Origin of the sequence: Pseudomonas syringae, assembly GCF_023278085.1 — a bacterium.
Lineage (GTDB): Bacteria > Pseudomonadota > Gammaproteobacteria > Pseudomonadales > Pseudomonadaceae > Aquipseudomonas > Aquipseudomonas syringae_Q.
On the sequence record NZ_CP066265.1, the window covers coordinates 2,507,372 to 2,525,344 of the forward strand.

At 58.6% G+C, this 17,973-nt stretch carries 20 protein-coding genes; 16 read left to right on the top strand and 4 right to left on the bottom strand.

Annotated features, from left to right (window positions below):
• Position 1 precedes the first annotated feature (1 nt).
• The 14 genes from I9H07_RS11195 to I9H07_RS11260 all read left to right on the top strand — a co-directional run bounded on the left by I9H07_RS11195 (position 2) and on the right by I9H07_RS11260 (position 12,425).
• Positions 2-553: a GNAT family N-acetyltransferase gene (locus I9H07_RS11195; protein WP_058390895.1), complete on the top strand. Its 552-nt coding sequence runs from the start codon at positions 2-4 to the stop codon at positions 551-553.
• Positions 554-579: 26 nt separating this feature from the next.
• Complete coding sequence (locus I9H07_RS11200) at positions 580-1,206, top strand: glutathione S-transferase family protein (protein WP_024673240.1); 627 nt, start codon at positions 580-582, stop codon at positions 1,204-1,206.
• A gap of 69 nt (positions 1,207-1,275) precedes the next feature.
• Complete coding sequence (locus I9H07_RS11205; protein ID WP_024673241.1) at positions 1,276-1,701, top strand: DUF3830 family protein; 426 nt, start codon at positions 1,276-1,278, stop codon at positions 1,699-1,701.
• Positions 1,702-1,816: 115 nt separating this feature from the next.
• Positions 1,817-2,260, top strand: coding sequence for a hemerythrin domain-containing protein (locus I9H07_RS11210; protein WP_024673242.1), 444 nt, complete (start codon positions 1,817-1,819; stop codon positions 2,258-2,260).
• A gap of 47 nt (positions 2,261-2,307) precedes the next feature.
• Complete coding sequence (locus I9H07_RS11215; protein WP_236424573.1) at positions 2,308-2,667, top strand: 2-oxoacid ferredoxin oxidoreductase; 360 nt, start codon at positions 2,308-2,310, stop codon at positions 2,665-2,667.
• A gap of 517 nt (positions 2,668-3,184) precedes the next feature.
• Positions 3,185-4,036, top strand: coding sequence for a transporter substrate-binding domain-containing protein (locus tag I9H07_RS11220; protein WP_024646991.1), 852 nt, complete (start codon positions 3,185-3,187; stop codon positions 4,034-4,036).
• A 63-nt stretch (positions 4,037-4,099) separates the two neighbouring features.
• Positions 4,100-4,762, top strand: a complete 663-nt coding sequence (locus I9H07_RS11225) for an amino acid ABC transporter permease (protein WP_024673244.1) — start codon at positions 4,100-4,102, stop codon at positions 4,760-4,762.
• Positions 4,763-4,771: 9 nt separating this feature from the next.
• Entirely contained in the window at positions 4,772-5,434 is a 663-nt protein-coding gene (locus tag I9H07_RS11230; RefSeq protein ID WP_236424575.1) for an amino acid ABC transporter permease, read from the top strand.
• On the top strand, positions 5,431-6,222 hold the full coding sequence (locus tag I9H07_RS11235) for an amino acid ABC transporter ATP-binding protein (RefSeq protein ID WP_058824532.1): 792 nt from the start codon (positions 5,431-5,433) through the stop codon (positions 6,220-6,222). Before I9H07_RS11230 ends, I9H07_RS11235 begins: the two co-directional genes overlap by 4 nt.
• 40 nt (positions 6,223-6,262) lie before the next feature.
• On the top strand, positions 6,263-6,649 hold the full coding sequence (locus I9H07_RS11240) for a RidA family protein (RefSeq protein ID WP_005892869.1): 387 nt from the start codon (positions 6,263-6,265) through the stop codon (positions 6,647-6,649).
• A gap of 219 nt (positions 6,650-6,868) precedes the next feature.
• A complete protein-coding gene (locus tag I9H07_RS11245) occupies positions 6,869-7,633 on the top strand; it encodes an IclR family transcriptional regulator (protein ID WP_024673247.1) in 765 nt (254 codons plus the stop codon).
• 14 nt (positions 7,634-7,647) lie between these two features.
• The gene (locus I9H07_RS11250; protein WP_236533908.1) at positions 7,648-8,853 is read left to right on the top strand and encodes an amino acid deaminase; all 1,206 of its coding nucleotides are present in this window, start codon (positions 7,648-7,650) and stop codon (positions 8,851-8,853) included.
• Positions 8,854-8,880: 27 nt separating this feature from the next.
• Entirely contained in the window at positions 8,881-9,804 is a 924-nt protein-coding gene (locus I9H07_RS11255; RefSeq protein WP_236533909.1) for a sugar kinase, read from the top strand.
• A 128-nt stretch (positions 9,805-9,932) separates the two neighbouring features.
• On the top strand, positions 9,933-12,425 hold the full coding sequence (locus I9H07_RS11260) for a UvrD-helicase domain-containing protein (protein ID WP_058824531.1): 2,493 nt from the start codon (positions 9,933-9,935) through the stop codon (positions 12,423-12,425).
• A gap of 51 nt (positions 12,426-12,476) precedes the next feature.
• On the opposite strand, the gene I9H07_RS11265 is transcribed toward I9H07_RS11260, so the two are convergent.
• Positions 12,477-12,743, bottom strand: coding sequence for a DUF1652 domain-containing protein (locus I9H07_RS11265; RefSeq protein ID WP_024673251.1), 267 nt, complete (start codon positions 12,741-12,743; stop codon positions 12,477-12,479).
• A 374-nt stretch (positions 12,744-13,117) separates the two neighbouring features.
• On the opposite strand from I9H07_RS11265, the gene I9H07_RS11270 reads away from it, so the two are divergent.
• Positions 13,118-14,197, top strand: coding sequence for a polyamine ABC transporter substrate-binding protein (locus tag I9H07_RS11270; protein WP_236424580.1), 1,080 nt, complete (start codon positions 13,118-13,120; stop codon positions 14,195-14,197).
• A gap of 23 nt (positions 14,198-14,220) precedes the next feature.
• Here I9H07_RS11270 and I9H07_RS11275 read toward each other — a convergent pair whose 3' ends face one another.
• From I9H07_RS11275 to I9H07_RS11285, 3 genes are read right to left on the bottom strand one after another with little or no spacing between them, the layout of a single operon-like run.
• Entirely contained in the window at positions 14,221-14,934 is a 714-nt protein-coding gene (locus tag I9H07_RS11275) for an ABC transporter ATP-binding protein (protein WP_058824529.1), read from the bottom strand.
• A 3-nt stretch (positions 14,935-14,937) separates the two neighbouring features.
• Positions 14,938-15,786: an ABC transporter permease gene (locus I9H07_RS11280; protein ID WP_236424582.1), complete on the bottom strand. Its 849-nt coding sequence runs from the start codon at positions 15,784-15,786 to the stop codon at positions 14,938-14,940.
• Positions 15,783-16,793, bottom strand: a complete 1,011-nt coding sequence (locus I9H07_RS11285) for an aliphatic sulfonate ABC transporter substrate-binding protein (RefSeq protein WP_024673255.1) — start codon at positions 16,791-16,793, stop codon at positions 15,783-15,785. Before I9H07_RS11285 ends, I9H07_RS11280 begins: the two co-directional genes overlap by 4 nt.
• 490 nt (positions 16,794-17,283) lie before the next feature.
• Here I9H07_RS11285 and I9H07_RS11290 point away from each other — a divergent pair, with 490 nt between their 5' ends.
• Positions 17,284-17,970 (top strand): hypothetical protein, encoded by a 687-nt coding sequence (locus tag I9H07_RS11290; RefSeq protein WP_024673256.1) that lies wholly within the window; start codon positions 17,284-17,286, stop codon positions 17,968-17,970.
• Positions 17,971-17,973: the final 3 nt, after the last annotated feature.

The following is a 17,973-nucleotide window of genomic DNA, read 5'->3' on the forward strand; positions in this document are numbered from 1 at the left end:
GATGACCACACCTTCTTCACTGGCAATCACGTTACGCCACGCAACGCCTGACGACGCGTTGTGCCTGAGCGCACTCGGCATGCAGGTGTTCCTTGACACTTATGCGACGCAAGGTATTCGTGAGTCTATCGCCCGCGAAGCCCTTGAGGCGTTTGCCCCTCATACGTTTGCACAGTTACTCGCCGAACCGGCAAACCTCACTATTATCGTTGCCGAAGTACGCGACCACCTGATCGGCTTCGCACAAGTCGAGCTGCGCACGGATCACCCTATCCTGTGCGATTCAAACGCCGCCGAACTGCAACGCCTTTACGTGCAGGAACGCTTCACCGGACGTGGCGCCGGGCGCCAATTACTCGAAGCTGCCGAACAATGCGCCACCCGCAGGCAGGCATCACTGTTGTGGGCAACCGTCTGGTCTGGCAATGAGCGCGCTTTAAGTTTCTACCCGCGCGAAGGTTATGAGGTGAAAGGTTTTCCCCGCTACGAATTTCAGGGTGAAACGCATGGCAACAGCTTGTTTGCCAAGGTGTTGAATCGCTCGGTCGGATAAAACGTTAGTTTGCAAAGGACGCTGAAATGCTGCGCATATTGGGCAAGTCATCTTCGATCAATGTACGGAAAGTGCTCTGGGTGTGTGAGGAGCTGAAGATACCGTTCGATCAGGAAGAGTGGGGCAGCGGCTTCAAGCCGACAGATACCGCTGAGTTTGTGGCGCTCAACCCGAATGCAATGGTTCCGGTCATCGTTGATGATGGTTTCGTGCTCTGGGAGTCCAACAGTATCATTCGCTATCTGGCTGCCTGTCATGACGCTGAAGGGAATCTTTATCCGCATGATCCGAAGGCGAGGGCGCACGTTGATCAGTGGATAGACTGGCAAAGTGCTGACCTCAATCGATCCTGGGCCTACGCGTTCATGTCGCTGACGCGCCGGGCAGCTGATTTCAACGACCCTGTAGCAACGGCGGCTTCATGCGCCAATTGGGCCAGGCATATGCAGATATTGAATCGACAGCTCGAAACAACAGGTGCTTATGTCTGCGGCGAGTCTTTTTCTCTGGCAGATATCCCGATCGGACTGTCGGTCAATCGCTGGTTCGAGACGCCAATGGACCCTCCCCAGTTGCCTGCGGTAAGTGCTTATTACCAACGTCTGAGCAACCGGCCCGGTTACCTGTTGTATGGCCGCAACGGAACTCCGTGACGACGCACGACGGTCACGTTTATTCTTGCTCGCCGTTTCAAGTCTTGAGGCTTTCAAGGAGCACTCGCGTTGACCACTATTAAAATTACCGCCGGCGGATATGAATTTCTGGCCGAAGCCAATCCGGATGCGCCGCAGACCGTCGAGGCGTTTTTGAAATTGCTGCCTTATCGGCAGAAGTTCATCCATGTGCGCTGGAGCGGCGAAGGTTGCTGGGTGCCGCTGGATGATTATCAACTGAAGCTGGATGACACGTTGATCGGTTTCGAGAACGCGACCAGCCATCCTTCGGTGGGCGATATTCTTTTCTATCCGGGCGGTTACAGCGAGACCGAGATTATCCTGGCCTATGGCTCGTGCTGCTTTGCCAGCAAGATGGGGCAGTTGGCGGGCAATCACTTCCTGACCATCACCGAAGGCAAGGAGAACCTGCGCAAGCTGGGCGTGAAAACGCTGTGGGAGGGCGCTCAGGATGTGCTTTTCGAGCTTGCCTGAGCACTTCATTGCCGTGCGGTGGTTATTTGCCAGCATTTTCTGGAACTGCTGATCTTCGCCAAGGGTCTAGTCCACAATGCTTCCAGCTCCCGGAAGCCGACCTGGAGACAAGACCTTGAATATTTTTGAAGCATTGCGCGAGAGTCATGATCGTCAACGTGGTTATGCCGATGCGCTGATCCAGACCAGCGGCGACAGTGCCGAACGGGCAGAGGCCTACAAACAGCTCAAAGACGAACTGCAAGCTCACGAGACCGCTGAAGAGCGTTTCTTCTATATTCCGCTGATGGCCCACGACAATGGCGTCGACCTTAGCCGGCATGCCATTTCCGAGCACCATGAAATGGACGAGATGATGGAAGAGCTCGACGAGACCGAAATGTCCAGCCCGGCCTGGCTGGCGACTGCGAAAAAACTCTCGGAAAAAGTCCATCACCACCTAAAGGAAGAAGAGCAGAAGTTCTTCCAGATGGCCGGCAAGCTGCTCGACGACAAGCAGAAAGAAAGCCTGGCGGGGGAGTACGTGAAGGAATACGAAGAGCAATTGGCGGAGAGCTGATACGGCGTGCAATGCTAGAATCCGCTTTTTATCCGCGTGGGCATGACATGAAGTTTCTCTTTTTGACGGGTGCAGCGTTAGTTGCGGCCGCTACATTGGCCGGGTGCGCAGCGCCTTCCGCTTCGGCGCGCTCGGCAGGGCCTTCAAAGGTGCTGTCCAGCGCCAAGCAGGACGCTGCCGTTGCCCAGTGCATCCAGGTGACCTGGCAGAACGAAGCCATGTTCGGCACTTCTTCGGACGTGTTCCTGCATGACTTGTCCGGCGGCGGCTTCACCGTGTTCACCACCGAATCGAAGTACTTCGCCGACGTGCGCGGCAAAGGCCCGACCACCACCGTTGAGTTCTACGCTCCGCAAGGCGATACCCAGGCCGCCTTGCGATCGGCGGCGGTTGCTACCTGCCTTTGATTCTTGTCCCCACGCTTTGTGGGCTCCGTTATCAGGACTTTTGTCCCTCCGGTAGCGCATAAGCAAGGGATCGAGAGGCTTTCGCCCTGACACCTCTCGTTCCTACGCTCCAGCGTGGGAATGCCGTTCTGGACGCTCTTGAGGCGCTGCGCGGCTTGGATTTGTCACGCAGAGCTTCATGGATGCACACCAACGCAGAGTAGCGCGAGAGTCAGGCATTTTGCGCTCGCGCTCCGGGCTCCGGGCTCATGGACGTTGATACCCCACGCCCGATAACAGCGCATTCGCACAAGAGTGGGGCCTTACCACTCGAGTGTGTCAATCGGTAGCGTTACCTCCAGCCTCTGCCTTCATTTTCCTGCGATAACCCCCAAATTCCAGCCTGTTGATTTGCCTCGGCTTTTTCATGTGGTGTCTTCTGCTTGAAGCCTGTGGCACACTTTCTGCTGTCTATTCCGTTGTTACATACCAGTGTCCGCTATAGCGGAATAACGAATACCTCGGCGGAGTTTATGTCATGCATCGCGGACCTTCTTTTCTGAAAGCTTGTGCATTTGTTCTTGCAGCCTCATTCACGCTGGCCAATGCGGCGCAGGCGGCCGAAGGCAGCAAACTGGATGCGGTGTTGAAACGTGGCAACCTGATCGTCGGCACAGGCAGCACCAACGCGCCGTGGCACTTTCAGGGTGCGGACGGGAAATTGCAGGGCTTCGATATCGACATCGGCAGAATCATTGCCAAGGGGCTGTTCAATGACCCGAGCAAGGTCGAGTTCGTGGTGCAGTCCTCGGACGCCAGGATTCCCAATCTGCTGACTGACAAGGTCGACATCAGTTGCCAGTTCATCACCGTCACTGCCAGCCGCGCGCAACAGGTAGCTTTCACGCTGCCGTACTACCGCGAAGGGGTTGCCTTGCTGCTGCCCGCGAACAGCAAGTACAAGGAAATCGATGACCTGAAAGCTGCAGGCGATGGCGTAACGGTCGCCGTTCTGCAAAACGTATACGCCGAGGAGTTGGTCCATCAAGCGCTGCCCAAGGCCAAGGTCGATCAGTACGACAGCGTTGATCTGATGTATCAGGCCATTAACTCAGGCCGCGCCGATACGGCCGCCACCGACCAGTCTTCGGTCAAATACCTGATGGTGCAGAACCCTGGCCGCTACCGCTCACCGGCCTTTGCCTGGAGCCCGCAAACCTACGCTTGCGCCGTCAAGCGTGGCGATCAGGACTGGCTGAACTTCGTCAACACCGCCTTGCATGAGGCCATGACCGGTGTTGAGTTCCCGGCCTACGCAGCGTCGTTCAAGCAATGGTTCGGCGTGGACCTGCCGGTGCCAGCGATCGGTTTCCCGATGGAATACAAATAAGCCGAATTTGACCTTCAAGGGCAGGGCAGGCCGATGGGCCATCCCTGCCAGGTACGGGCGAACATGAACTATCAGTTGAATTTTGATGCCGTGTGGCGGGACTTTCCCAACCTGCTGGCCGGTCTGGGCCTTGGTCTGGAGCTGGCGTTGTTCTCGATTGCCATCGGTTGTGTCATCGGTTTGATGAACGCTTTCGCACTGCTGTCACGTTACCGGGCGCTACGAGTGGTGGCGTCGATCTACGTGACGGTGGTGCGCAACACGCCGATTCTGGTGTTGATCCTGCTGATCTACTTTGCCTTGCCCGGGTTGGGCATTCGTCTGGACAAGCTGGCCTCGTTTATCGTGACCCTGTCGCTGTACGCAGGTGCTTATCTGACCGAAGTGTTCCGCGCGGGGCTGCTGAGTATCCACAAGGGACAGCGCGAAGCGGGTCTGGCCATTGGCCTGGGTGAATGGCAGGTGAGGGCTTACATCATCGTGCCGGTCATGTTGCGCAATGTGTTGCCAGCGCTCTCCAACAACTTCATATCGCTGTTCAAGGACACCTCGCTGGCGGCCGCGATTGCCGTACCGGAGCTGACCTATTACGCACGCAAGATCAACGTCGAAAGCTATCGGGTGATCGAAACCTGGCTGGTGACCACTGCGCTGTACGTGGTTGCCTGCTACGTGATCGCCATGCTTTTGCGCGCCCTCGAACAACGTCTGGCGATTCGCCGCTAGGAGGCTCTCATGTATCAACCCCCTGGCTGGTTGCACGAGTTGTGGACCGCGCGTGAAGTGCTCTGGTCCGGCTTTCTGACCAGCATCCAGTGCTCGGCGCTGGCGATTCTGTTCGGCACCCTGATCGGCATGTACGCCGGTCTGACCCTGACCTATGGCGGATTCTTCGCCCGCTTGCCGGTTCGGCTGTATGTCGACCTGATTCGCGGCACGCCAGTGTTCGTGCTGGTGCTGGCGGTCTTCTATATGGTGCCGGCGCTAGGCTGGCAGATCAGCGCGTTTCAGGCGGGTGCGATAGGCCTGACGCTGTTTTGCGGCTCTCACGTCGCAGAGATCGTGCGCGGTGCCTTGCAAGCCATTCCGCGAGGTCAGGTCGAGGCCAGCAAGGCGATTGGCCTGCGCTTCAACCAGACGCTGCGGTATGTGCTGCTGCCTCAGGCGATGCGCCAGATCCTGCCGACCTGGGTCAATTCCTCGACCGAAATCGTCAAGGCATCGACCCTGTTGTCGGTGATCGGCGTCGCCGAGTTGCTGCTGAGTACCCAGCAGGTGATCGCTCGCACCTTCATGACGCTGGAGTTCTACCTGTTTGCAGGTTTCCTGTTCTTCCTCATCAACTACGCCATCGAGCTTCTTGGGCGACACATCGAAAAACGGGTGGCCTTGCCATGACACAGACTCACACCGCAACCCCCGGCCCGGCGCTGCTCAGCATTGAGGGCCTGCATAAATCCTACGGCGAAGTGGAAGTGCTCAAAGGCGTCGATCTGCGCATGCAGAAAGGCAACGTTGTTACCCTGATCGGTTCCAGCGGCTCGGGCAAGACCACCTTGTTGCGTTGCGTCAACCTGCTGGAGGAGTTTCAGGGCGGTCACATTCGCCTTGAAGGTCAGGACATCGGCTACAGCGACGTAGACGGCAAACGCGTCCGCCATCCGGAGCGTCTGATCGCGCAGCACCGTGCCATGACCGGCATGGCGTTTCAGCAATTCAATCTGTTTCCGCACCTCAGCGCCTTGCAGAACGTGACCCTGGGCCTGCTCAAGGTCAAGAAGATGCCCAAGGATCAGGCGATTGCCCTGGCCGAAAAGTGGCTGGACCGGGTCGGGCTGCTGGAGCGGCGCAATCACTTCCCCGGCCAGTTGTCTGGCGGTCAGCAGCAGCGCGTAGCGATTGCCCGCGCCATTGCCATGAACCCCAGCCTGATGCTGTTCGACGAAGTGACCTCGGCACTGGACCCGGAGCTGGTGGGAGAGGTGCTGAGCGTGATCAAGGACCTGGCCGAGGAGGGCATGACCATGCTGCTGGTGACCCACGAGATGCGTTTTGCCTATGAGGTCTCCGATCAGATCGTGTTCATGAATCAAGGCCGCATCGAAGAGCAGGGCGCACCGAAAACCCTGTTCGAGCAGCCAAAGTCAGCACGCCTGAGCGAATTCCTCAAGAACATCCGCTTTTAACGTTTCCATACTTTCAACGTTTCAATACAAGGAGAAACTCATGACTATTACTCGTTATGGCGCAGGCAGCACCGCAGGTGGCGGCCAGCCGCGCCCATTCGCCCGAGCAGTCGAGGCCGATGGCTGGCTGCACGTTTCCGGTCAGGTCCCTGCGCAGGACGGTGAGATCATCGTTGGCGGTATCGTCGAGCAAACGCACCAGACCATGCGCAACCTGATCGCGATTCTCGAAGAGGCCGGGTACGACATCAAGGACGTGGTTCGCGTCGGCGTATGGCTGGAAGACCCACGCGACTTCTGGAGCTTCAACAAGGTGTTCGGCGAATACTTCAGCCCCGAACACGCCCCGGCGCGGGCTTGCGTGCAGGCCAGCATGATGGTCGACTGCAAGGTCGAAATCGACTGCATAGCTTATAAGCGGAAGTAGCAGCTGCAAGTTTCAAGCTACAAGCTACAAGCTGCAAGCTACAAGCTACAAGCTACAAGCTACAAGCTACAAGCTACAAGTCAGATCAAATCAGGCTCTTAGCTCTTAGCTCTTAGCTCTTAGCTCTTAGCTTGAAGCTTGAAGCTTGAAGCTTGAAGCTTGAAGCTTGAAGCTTGAGGCTTGAGGCTTGAGGCCTGCAACTATCCAAAGGATCCCCTCATGACGGAAGACATAATCAAGCGCCGGGCACGTGGGCTGGACCGGGCGTTCGATATTCTGGATTTTCTCAAGGAAAAGGCCAGGCCTATGCGTCCCAACGAAATTGCCAGCGGGATCGGCAGCCCCAAATCGACTGTTTACGAGCTGGTGGCGTCGTTGCTGGAGCGGCGGATTCTGGAAACGGTCGGCAAGGACGGGCATGTCTACCTGGGCCGACAGCTGTATTTTCTGGGCCAGGCGCACCTGCGGCACTTCGATTTCACCCGCGAGGCGGAAGCCTGCCTGTGCGATATCGTCAGCCAGACGCGGGAAACCGCGCAGATGTGTCTGCTCAATGGCCGCAAATACACGGTTGCGCTGATGAAAGAAGGTGAGCGGCATTTCCGGATTTCCTCGGACATCGGCGAGAACGCCCCGATCCCCTGGACAGCCTCCGGTCGACTGCTGCTCAGCCACCTGAGCGATCAGCAAATCATTGACCTGATCGACGCCGACGACTTCATCCTGCCGGGCGGCGAGCGCCTGCCGCTGGAGACGTTCCTGCGGGAAATTCGCAAGGCCGGGGAGGAGGGCTTCTTCTCCTTCGACAGCGTGGCCGACACCTTCACCCACTGTTTCGCCGCCCCCGTGAAGAACGAGCACGGCCAGTGCATCGCCACGCTGTGCATCGTCGCGCCACGGGCCGATGCCAAAACCCATTACAGCGACTACCGCCGGGTGCTGATCGACAGCGCCAACGGCCTGGCTCGCCGAATCAACGAATAACCAGGAGATTACCGATGAGCATCGCCGTCATGCAAAAAGGCACTGCACAGCCGGGTGACAGTCTGACCCGCGACGTCAGCCTGCCTGCGCTGGTCATCCACAATCAGGCGCTGGAGCACAACATTCGCTGGATGCAGCGTTTTGTGACCGACAGCGGTGCGGAGCTGGCACCGCACGGCAAGACCAGCATGGTCCCCGCGCTGTTTCACCGCCAATTGGACGCGGGTGCCTGGGGCATGACCCTGGCGACCGCCGTGCAGACTCAGGCCGCGTATGCGCATGGCGTAAAGCGTGTGTTGATGGCCAATCAGTTGGTCGGCGCGCCAAACATGGCGCTGATCGCTGACCTGCTGGCTGATTCGATGTTCGAGTTTCATTGCATGGTCGACCACCCGGACAACGTTGCTGCACTCGGCGAGTTCTTTGCCGCCCGTGGGCTGCGCTTGAACGTGATGATCGAATATGGCGTGCCCGGTGGCCGCTGTGGCTGTCGTAGCGAAGCGCAGGTGCTGGCGCTGGCCGACGCCGTTCAGGCCCAGCCGGCGCTGGCACTGACCGGTATCGAGGGTTACGAAGGGGTTATTCATGGTGAGCACGCCATCGAGGGCATCAAGGCCTTTGCCGCCTCGCTGGTACGCCTGGCGGTCGACTTGCAGGACAAGGGCGCATTTGCTCTGCAGCGGCCGATTGTGACGGCCTCTGGCTCGGCCTGGTATGACCTGATCGCCGAAGCGTTCGATGCTCAGGCAGTTCGCGAGCGCTTCCTCAGCGTCTTGCGGCCTGGCAGTTACGTGGTACACGACCACGGCATCTACAAGGATGCGCAATGCTGCGTGCTGGATCGACGTGCCGAGCTGAGCGAAGCGCTGCGTCCGGCGCTGGAGGTCTGGGCGCACGTGCAGTCCCTGCCTGAGCCGGGTTTTGCCGTGATCGCCATGGGTAAGCGCGATGTGGCCTATGACGCCGGCCTGCCCAACCCGCTGCTGCGCTACAAGGCGGGCGCTTTGTCTGCCTCGGGCGATGACGTCAGCGCCTGCAAGGTCACGGCCGTCATGGACCAGCACGCCTTCATGACGGTCGCGCCCGGTAGCCAATTGCAGGTCGGCGATATTGTTTCCTTCGGCACCTCGCACCCGTGTCTGACCTTCGACAAGTGGCGTTCAGGTTGTCTGGTGGATGATGATTTAAAAGTGATCGAGCCCTTCAGCACGTTTTTCTAGTTCAAGTATTCGAAGGAGTATCGCCCCATGAGCCTTCCACGCGTCGCCCTGATCGGCGAGTGCATGATCGAATTGCAGCAACATGCTGACGGCAGCCTGCGTCAGAGCTTCGGCGGCGACACGCTGAATACCGCCGTCTATCTGTCCCGCCTGCTCGGTGATCGGGCCCAGGTGGATTACGTGACTGCGCTGGGTGACGACAGCTTCAGCGACGCCATGTGCCGGGCCTGGGCCGATGAGGGCATCGGGCTGGGTAAGGTGCAGCGCTTGCCCGGTCGCCTGCCGGGGCTTTACTGCATCCAGACCGATGCCAACGGCGAGCGGCGTTTTCTCTACTGGCGCAACGAGGCTGCGGTGCGTGACTGCTTCATGACGCCTGCTGCCGAGCCGATCCTCTCGGCACTGGCCAGTTACGACGTGCTGTATTTCAGCGGTATCACCCTGGCCGTCCTCGGCGAGCAAGGCCGTGCGCGGTTGCTGGAGACACTGGGTCGGGCCAGGGCGCGCGGAGTGAAGGTTGCGTTCGACAACAATTATCGCCCCCGGCTGTGGGCCAGTGTCGAGCAGGCGCGCGACGCCTATCAGGCCTTTTTGCCGCACGTGGATCTGGCGCTGCTGACCGAAGACGACGAACAGGCACTGTACGGTTACGCCGACAGCGAGCAATTGTTGAAAGCTTATCGGCAACGCGGCATTGGTGAGGTCGTCGTCAAGCGGGGTGCGCAGAGTTGCCTGATAGAAGCAGGCGGCGAACGCTTCGAGATAGCGCCGCAGAAGGTCGAGCACATCGTCGACACCACGGCGGCAGGCGACTCGTTCAGCGCGGCCTATCTGGCCGCCCGGCTGAGGGGTGAGCACCCGCGACAGGCTGCCGAAGCCGGGCACCGCCTGGCCGCTGTAGTGATCCAGCACCCCGGCGCGCTGGTGCCGAAATCGGTCATGCCATTTTGACAGTACCTGCCACATTGCATGCAGTTGATCGGCTAACGCACTGACAGCAAAGCATTTCACTGGAACCTGCAGGCGAATGCGGCCACCATAGGCGCCTTTCTGCCTGCAAGCCACCCGATGGAGTCTGCGTGCCCGACGATCTGCCCTCCGAGCTTCCTCATGACCTGGATGTCGATCTCATACCGCCCCGGCAGTTGCCGTTTTTCAGACGCCTGTTGGCGCGTCTGATGGGGCGCAGCCTGACCGGGCTGGGTTCGCAACACACACCGTCCTGGTTTCAGGGGCACGCCGATGGCTACCTGAACGGCCACATCGAAGGCGTGCGCGAGGGCTACGCCGAAGGCTATCTCGACGGCCAGGAGCAGGGTCGCCAGGTACTGGTGATCAGCGATACACGTCCAGCCCTGCATCGCGGGCCGAAGGTTGATGACCACCTGTTCGATGACTGGCGGCTGGCGCTGACGCCCGAGCTGAAAAAGCGCATCAAGGCAGATGTCGCGGATAAGTTGCCAGCGCATTCCCAGCCTAGCGCAGCGCAATGGAAGATGATTTTCAGCGATACGCCGTCCACCTATGTCATTGCAGGGGCTGGCGCGGGCAAGTCGACATCGCTGGTGCTGCGTATTCTGCTCCTGCACCACTATCTGGGTTACGAACTGAACGCGATGACGGTGGTGACTTTTACGCGTGAGTCGCGCAAAGACTTCATCGGCAAGCTGATCGACGTCATGGCTTTGTGGGGCCATGCAGTGGGGCAAAAGCAGGCCAGGGACCTGGTGCGTACCTTTCATTCGCGCATCCTGCCGCTGGTGCGCAGTTTGCCGGGCTTCGAACAGCTGCGCGCCTTCGAAAACCTGAGCAGTCAGTCATCAGGGCTGGAGGACGCCGACAGCAACCCGTTCGACTTGCGTATCAATGACGCTCAGCGCCAGCAGCTGAATCTTTGCTACCGCGACCTGTACGCCAGCAATGAGCGCTTTCGTGATGTCATGGCGCCGCTGTATCGCCATGCGTTACAGCTCAAGGAGCTGGATCGCGAGCATCCGGACGTGCAAAAACGCATGGCGGTGACCGAGCTATCCTCGAAACGTGATGAGGAATGGTGCGACACGGTAGAAGACCTGTGGATTCGTGCCGGAGTCTGGCCTATAAAAGGCATTGAGCCTATGCGCCAAACCGTTGAAATAAATGGCTTTCCGTTTCACTTTCACGGTTATATCGCTGAACTTGATGCATGGGTGGTATTGGGGCTGGACTCAAGTGAAGACCAGCAACTCAAGCGCCCGGGTGCCAAACTGCCTGTGTGGGCTGAAGGGGTTATCAAGCGCACCCTGTTTCAAGCTTTCTGCGATAAACCATTGATATGGCTGGATAACTACCAGGCTGCAGGCAAGGTCATGCAGTCGCTTGCCGGAACTGCAGTGGCCGGGCCTGGATTTGATTATCGGGTCAAGGGCGAACTCGGTGCGGCGCCGCTGCTGGACTGCTTCGTGACTGCCGCAAGCTTTATCGAGAACCTCGGGCTGGATGTTCCGGCCGCAGTCGCCGAGATGAGTTTTGCCAGCGATGACCCTGACCGTTTCTTCTTTGAAGGGCTGAGCCTGTTCTGGAAAGCATTCGAAGCCCATCTGCTGGCACAGACGCCACCGGTCATGACCTACAACCGGATGTTTGCCCTGTTTGGTGAAACGTCACCGCAGAACCTCCGGCAAGTCAGCGACGAGATGCTCAGGCCGCTGTCGCACTTGATGATCGACGAGTTTCAGGATGTATCGCCGCAAATCGTTTCGTGGATTCGTGCCAGCCTGCGCGAGATCAGACGTCGTGGCCCGGCCCTGCAGACGGGCCGTATTGCGCAGCGTTCGTCGCTGCTCTGCGTGGGCGATGACTGGCAGTCGATCTACGGCTGGCGCGGCAGCTCGCCGAAGTACTTCATGGAGTTCGCCAAAGAGTTTTCGTCGCCGGCCACCACTAAAGTCATGCTCAGCGAGAATTTCCGCAGCCATCAGCACATCATTGACGCGGCAGAACATATCGTTCGCGCCGCACCAGCGATTCCCGGCAAAAAGGCCCGTGCCAGTGGTGCCCCTCAGGAACTGTTGCCGGTCAAGGTGCTGGACCGCAACGAGGACGAACTCGCCGAGCGGGTGGCCGAACATTACAACGATGGGGATTCGATTCTGCTTCTGTACCGCAAGGGCAGCGAAAAGGCCCGGTTTACCGAGCGCCTGCAGGCATTGATCGATGCCGACGCGGCGATGGGCGCGCAAGGCCGCCGGATCCGCACGCTGACGTATCACAGCTCCAAGGGCTTGCAGGCTGATGCCGTTTTCCTGCTGGGGGACTGTCAGCATCTGACCGTGTCGCCCTACAAGAATCAGGTCTACCGACTGGCGGGGCTGGGCGACGCTCACGATCTTCAGCCGTTTGACACGGCTCAGAAAGATGAAGTGCTGCGTCTGGCGTACGTGGCCATCACGCGCTCAGCGCGTCACTGTTATTGGTACATTGATGAAAGTGCCAACACCGGAGACAGCACGCAGATGCCCAAGGCATCGGACAGAATTGCCCGGGACAAGCCATTCTTTGATGATTTGCGCGGCAAGGTGCAGGCGGGCTGAGGCTTCAGCTTGACAGTCAGGTTCAGGCTGGACGGTTCAGGCCGGCTCAGCTCAGGAAAAGCCGGCCACCTGCCGCTGAGTGTACGTGCCGAACAGCTCCAGCTCGTCCTCGATGGCTTCGATGATGCGCTCGACGTCGGCAGCGTTCATCACGGTCGAACAGGGCAAACCGGCAATGGCCACCACCGTCTCGCCGCTGGCCCGATCAAACAGCCGGGCGATCATGCTCCCGGGCGCATCCATGGAGGCTTCAAAGCCGATCGGGTGGAAGTGCCAGCGCATCAATTGGCAGGCATTGGGGAATGTGACTTTAGTCATGACAATGGCCCACCTGAGTCGATCGAGCGTCCAATGCTCCATGGGGTAGGCAGACCAACCAGGATGCGTCTGGCAAAGCGGTGATGACCCGATGATGAACTGCTTGGCCAGTCATCTGTCGGGGGCTGCTTTCCAGCGGTATTACTGAGCGGTCTGACGAGTAATGAAAATAGCACTGGTGGGGCTTTTTCTGGAAAAATTTTTTATGACGCTGAATGAAAAAGACAATTACATGAAATGCATCATTAAAAGGTATTGATAGGCATGCTCTGTGCCGTTGCTCATCACTGTCATGGACTTCTTTTGCCCCCTACGAAGGTGGTTTTCACACCGCGTCTCGGGCAAGCTGTCGCTATTGACCCGAGGAACCGCGCATGCTGAAAAAATACCTTGCCGCACTCATGCTGCTGGCCTCGACCAGCCATGCGGCGGAGACGGTCAATATTCTCAACTGGACCGACTATATTGCGCCGGACACGCTGCCAAAGTTCGAGGCCCAGACCGGTTACAAGACCACGTATGACACCTTCGACAGCAACGAAGCGTTGAACGCAAAGCTGGTTGCCGGCCATTCCGGCTACGACCTGGTCTTCCCGTCCATCCATTTCATGGGACGGCAAATCGAAAAGGGTTTGCTCAAGACCCTCGACAAGAGCCAGTTGCCCAACTGGAAAAATCTCAACCCGGTATTGCTCAAGGTGCTGGAAGCCAGTGATCCGGGGAATCGTCACGGTTTCCCGTACTTGTGGGGCAGTACCGGAATCGGCTATGACGCGGCCAGGGTCAAGGAAATTCTTGGCAAGGATGCGCCTCTTGATTCCTGGGATCTGGTGCTGAAGCCGGAAAACATGAAAAAGCTCGCCCAGTGCGGCGTCGCGTTCCTCGACAGTGCGCCAGCCCTGTTTCCGATCACCTTGAATTACCTCGGTTTGCCGCCGCACAGCGAAGTGCCGGACGATTACAGCAAGGCCCGAGCGGTGCTCGACAGCGTAAGGCCCTACATACGTAATTTCAGCGCCGCTGATTATGTTGCCGACCTGGCCGCCGGGAAAATCTGCGTTGCCGTGGGGTACTCAGGGGATATCTCCCAAGCCCAGGAGTTGGCCGTGAAGGCGGGCAGCAGCACCAGGATCAGCTACGTAGTGCCCAGGGAAGGCGCGCCCATGTGGTTCGACATGATCGCCATTCCGGCCGACGCGGTCGACGTCAAAGGTGCATATGCCTTCATGAACTACCTGTTGCGTCCGGAGGTGATTGCCAACATCACCAACACGGTGCATTACGCGAACGGCAACGAAAAAGCGGATGCGCTGATCAATCCCGGCATATGGTCGGACACCAATATCTATCCGGATGCCGACATGCTCAGCCGGTTGTTTGTGATGGCCCCGATCCCTGTCGGCATCGACGAACTGCGCCTGCGGATCTGGAATGAGATCATGGCTGGCAAATAGTAGCGCCAACCCGCTGCCAGCATTCAGATGACATGCGCTTGATGCAGTTCGGTCAGTGCCTGAGCCTTGAGCCGGGCCAACAGTGGATCACGACGATCTCTCGGCGTTGTCAGGCCGACCGCCAGTTCATGGGTGATGGTGCCGGGACGACTGCCCATGACCAGCACGCGATTACTCAGATACAGCGCTTCGTCAACATCATGGGTCACCAGCAGCAGGGTGATCGCGTGGCGTCGCGCCAGTTGCAGCAGCAGGTCCTGAAGCTTCATGCGGGTGAAAGCATCCACCGCACTGAACGGTTCATCCAGCAGTAATACGGTCGGGTGCGAGTACAGGCCGCGCGCGATCGCCACGCGTTGCGCCATGCCGCCGGACAGCGCCTTTGGCAATGCGTCGGCAAAACCGGACAGGCCCACTTCTTCGATCAGTTGACCGACCCAGTCGCGGTCGTAGCGGTCATCGTCACTGAAGCCGATATTCTGCTCTACTGTCAGCCAGGGCATCAGCCTCGGCTCTTGAAACACGAACGCCACTTCGCCCCCGGTCCGTGCGACCGCTCCCCGAAAATCCTGCTCCAGCCCGGCGACAATGCGCAGTAACGTACTTTTACCGCAACCGCTGGGGCCGAGCAGGCTGACGATTTCACCTGGCTGCAATGACAGATCAATGCCTTGCAGCACGGTATGGCCAGCGAAAGCCTTGTGCTCTACACGAATGTCCAGCAACGAATCCGGCATCTATCAACCCTCACGGCTCTGACCGTTGAATGTATCCCGCCAGGCCAGAAAGCGTTTTTCCAGGCCAGCCAGCAGGCCGTCACTCAGTTTGCCCAGTGTGGCCAGAACGATAATCGCTGCCAGCACGATGTCCGGGCGCGAGGTTTCGCGCCCGTCACTGAGCAGGTAGCCCAAACCTTTGGTGGCGGCTATCAGCTCGGCGGCCACCAGAAACATCCAGGCCAGGCTCATACCGCTGCGCAAACCGGTGAACAGGCCAGGCAGGGCGGCGGGCAGCAGAATGCGGCGGGTCAGGCGGTAGCGACTGAAACCGTACATCTGGCCGACTTCCACCAGCTTGCGGTCAATGCCGCGAATCGCCGCCACACCATTGAGGTAAACGGGGAAGAACGCGCCGATGGCGATCAGGACAATCTTTGACGTCTCGCCGATCCCCAGCCACAGCAGCAGAAGCGGTACCCAGGCCAGACTGGGGATCGAGCGCAGCCCGGCGAAGGTCGGTTCCAGATAAGCTTCTGCCTCGCGACTGAGCCCGACCCAGGCCGCGAATACCAGCGCCAGGCTGGCACCTATCAGAAAACCGCTGAGAACACGCAACAGGCTGGCGCTGATGTGCTTCCATAACGCACCGTCTGCCAGGTCTCGCAAAGTCAGCAGGATTTCGCTGGGTGCCGGCATCTGGTAAGACGGCAGCCAGCCGATACGCACGATGACTTCCAGCAACACGATGACCAGCGCGGGGACTACCAACCCCTTGAGTCGTGTGCCGGAGCGCTGCCACAGGTTGCGCGCCTGACGCTCAGTCGACGTGGTCTGCGGCACGGCAGGCAGAGACTTTTCCTGGCTGGTCATGGGGTCGCGATCACGGCTTTGGAGAAGTCCGGGGTGATCAACCGGTCAATGACCTGCTCGACATTGACACCTTTGCGCACAAGGTCTTCCGAGACCAGGATCGGCGCGGCAGCTTTGGAGGCCTCCACGTCTTTTGCGCTCAGTTGCGGGTTGCCGAGATCGGTACGCGACAATTGCAGGCGAGCGACCTCCAGTGGCAGGCCCGACTCGGTCGCCAGCAGCCTGGCCAGCTCATCCGGGTTCTTCACAGCCCATTCGCGGGCTTTTTCATAAGCGGTTAATACCGTTCTGATCGCTTGCGGGTGTTCCTTGGCATAGGTTTCGGTCACGCTCAGCACGCCATAACTGTTGAAATCCTTGTTGCGGTAAAGCAGGCGTGAGCCGGACTGGATTTCGCTGGCAGCCATGTGCGGGTCAAGTCCTGCCCAGGCGTCCACATCGCCTTTTTCAAGCGCGGTGCGGCCGTCGGGATGCTGCAGGTGCAGGAGCTCGACATCATCCTTTTTCAGGCCGGCCTGTTGCAGCGCACGCAGGGTGAACAGGTACGGGTCGGTGCCTTTGGTGGCGGCAATTTTCTTGCCTTTCAACTCGGTTACCGATTGCAGCGGCGAGTCCTTGCGAACTACCAGCGCGGTCCATTCAGCCCGGCTGTATACGTAAACCGACTTGATCGGGCTGCCGTTGGCCCGGGCCAGCACTGCAGACAGACTGGCCGAAGAGGCAAAGTCGACACTGCCGCTGTTCAGGTATTCCAGTGAACGGTTACTGCCCTGGCTCAGCACCCAAGTGACTTTGGCGTCCGGAAGGGCTTTTTCCAGCCAGCCGAAATGCTTGAGCGCCAGGCTGACCGGCGAATAGTAGGCGTAATCCAGACGGACTTCGGCAGGCGCGGTTTCAGCCGCGTGCGCTGCGCCCTGCAGACTTACGGCCAACGCGCAGGTCGTCGCTATCCAGCGAAACAAGGCATGAGGAGACTGCAACCGAAACGAAACACGAAGACGTGGCATAGTGGGCGTCCAGATCAGGGGAACAGAGCAAGGCTGCTGCTTTTTATATTCCGAAATCAGCAGTCAGAAGAGCGTTAAATTCACAAATGGAATATTGTACGCTCTGTGCCAAAGGCCTGGAGGCTGTGTAGATCAAGGGCCAGAACGATTTGTCCCGGCTAAGGGATGTTGCTTCGGCAACAGCCTGTCGAATGACTGTTGCCGCAGCAACAGCAAGCATTCAGCGCCCGATTCTGGCGGTTTTTTGACAGGTTTCGACCCGTCAGGCGGAATTTTTCATCCCTTGGTGCAACACAATCGCTTTTTGACACTCTTAATCGTCCGCATTCTTAATTCAGAAACATGCGCACACTAGTATCGCGCGTGATTACTTTTACCTGAGACACGGATTCGACTGATCCGCAGGAAGTTCTCGGGACGAACCGCCCAAGCAGGCGTATTCGCAGCAGCCAGATGGCTGATCCCCTAAATGCGCATCGGATGTTAACCCATGAAAATTTCAAAAATAGCATTCACCACCCGGCTTCAGCGCCGCATAGCCTGGTTCTCTCTGCCTGCGCTGCTGATGGTTTCAGCCTTGACGCTGTTTACTGTGGGCAAGGGAGCCCTCGCCGAAACCAAGAACGGTACGCAGACACTGGTGTTTCTTCGTCATGCTGAAAAGCCGGCGATGGGGTTGGGTCAGTTGAATTGCCAAGGGCTTAATCGCGCGATCGAATTGTCAGAGGTGCTTCCCAGGAAGTTTGGCAAGGCGGACTACATCTTCGCTGCCAATCCCAGTCGGCATGTGGAAGAGGGTGAGGGCGACCTTTCCTACAGTTACGTGCGACCTTTGATGACGGTAGGTCCCAGTGCCATCAAGCTTGGGCTGCCGGTCAACATCGACTTTGGCGCCAACGATACCGGCGATCTGGCCGACGAATTAATGCAGGACAAATACCATAACGCGATCATCTACACCGCCTGGTCTCACGGCTACTTGCCGGAGTTGATCAACAAGGTTGCTGAAGAAGCATCCGGCAAGGCCGTCAATCTGGTCGATGACTGGACCAATGATGATTTTGATTCAGTGGTGGTGGTGACCCTCAAGTGGGTCGACGGCAAGGCCACGCTGGATTACAAGAGCCACAGACAGGACCTGAACAACGGCGCCGAGACTTGCCCGACGTCGACCTGACCT

Bases quoted from the DNA above. Each gene is read 5' to 3' on its own strand.
- I9H07_RS11225 (WP_024673244.1), top strand. From the start codon at position 4,100: ATGAACTATCAGTTGAATTTTGATGCCGTGTGGCGGGACTTTCCCAAC.
- I9H07_RS11290 (WP_024673256.1), top strand. From the start codon at position 17,284: ATGAAAATTTCAAAAATAGCATTCACCACCCGGCTTCAGCGCCGCATA.
- I9H07_RS11220 (WP_024646991.1), top strand. From the start codon at position 3,185: ATGCATCGCGGACCTTCTTTTCTGAAAGCTTGTGCATTTGTTCTTGCA.
- I9H07_RS11270 (WP_236424580.1), top strand. From the start codon at position 13,118: ATGCTGAAAAAATACCTTGCCGCACTCATGCTGCTGGCCTCGACCAGC.
- I9H07_RS11255 (WP_236533909.1), top strand. From the start codon at position 8,881: ATGAGCCTTCCACGCGTCGCCCTGATCGGCGAGTGCATGATCGAATTG.
- I9H07_RS11265 (WP_024673251.1), bottom strand. From the start codon at position 12,743: ATGACTAAAGTCACATTCCCCAATGCCTGCCAATTGATGCGCTGGCAC.
- I9H07_RS11235 (WP_058824532.1), top strand. From the start codon at position 5,431: ATGACACAGACTCACACCGCAACCCCCGGCCCGGCGCTGCTCAGCATT.
- I9H07_RS11280 (WP_236424582.1), bottom strand. From the start codon at position 15,786: ATGACCAGCCAGGAAAAGTCTCTGCCTGCCGTGCCGCAGACCACGTCG.
- I9H07_RS11215 (WP_236424573.1), top strand. From the start codon at position 2,308: ATGAAGTTTCTCTTTTTGACGGGTGCAGCGTTAGTTGCGGCCGCTACA.
- I9H07_RS11240 (WP_005892869.1), top strand. From the start codon at position 6,263: ATGACTATTACTCGTTATGGCGCAGGCAGCACCGCAGGTGGCGGCCAG.
- I9H07_RS11285 (WP_024673255.1), bottom strand. From the start codon at position 16,793: ATGCCACGTCTTCGTGTTTCGTTTCGGTTGCAGTCTCCTCATGCCTTG.
- I9H07_RS11195 (WP_058390895.1), top strand. From the start codon at position 2: ATGACCACACCTTCTTCACTGGCAATCACGTTACGCCACGCAACGCCT.
- I9H07_RS11200 (WP_024673240.1), top strand. From the start codon at position 580: ATGCTGCGCATATTGGGCAAGTCATCTTCGATCAATGTACGGAAAGTG.
- I9H07_RS11245 (WP_024673247.1), top strand. From the start codon at position 6,869: ATGACGGAAGACATAATCAAGCGCCGGGCACGTGGGCTGGACCGGGCG.
- I9H07_RS11230 (WP_236424575.1), top strand. From the start codon at position 4,772: ATGTATCAACCCCCTGGCTGGTTGCACGAGTTGTGGACCGCGCGTGAA.
- I9H07_RS11275 (WP_058824529.1), bottom strand. From the start codon at position 14,934: ATGCCGGATTCGTTGCTGGACATTCGTGTAGAGCACAAGGCTTTCGCT.
- I9H07_RS11250 (WP_236533908.1), top strand. From the start codon at position 7,648: ATGAGCATCGCCGTCATGCAAAAAGGCACTGCACAGCCGGGTGACAGT.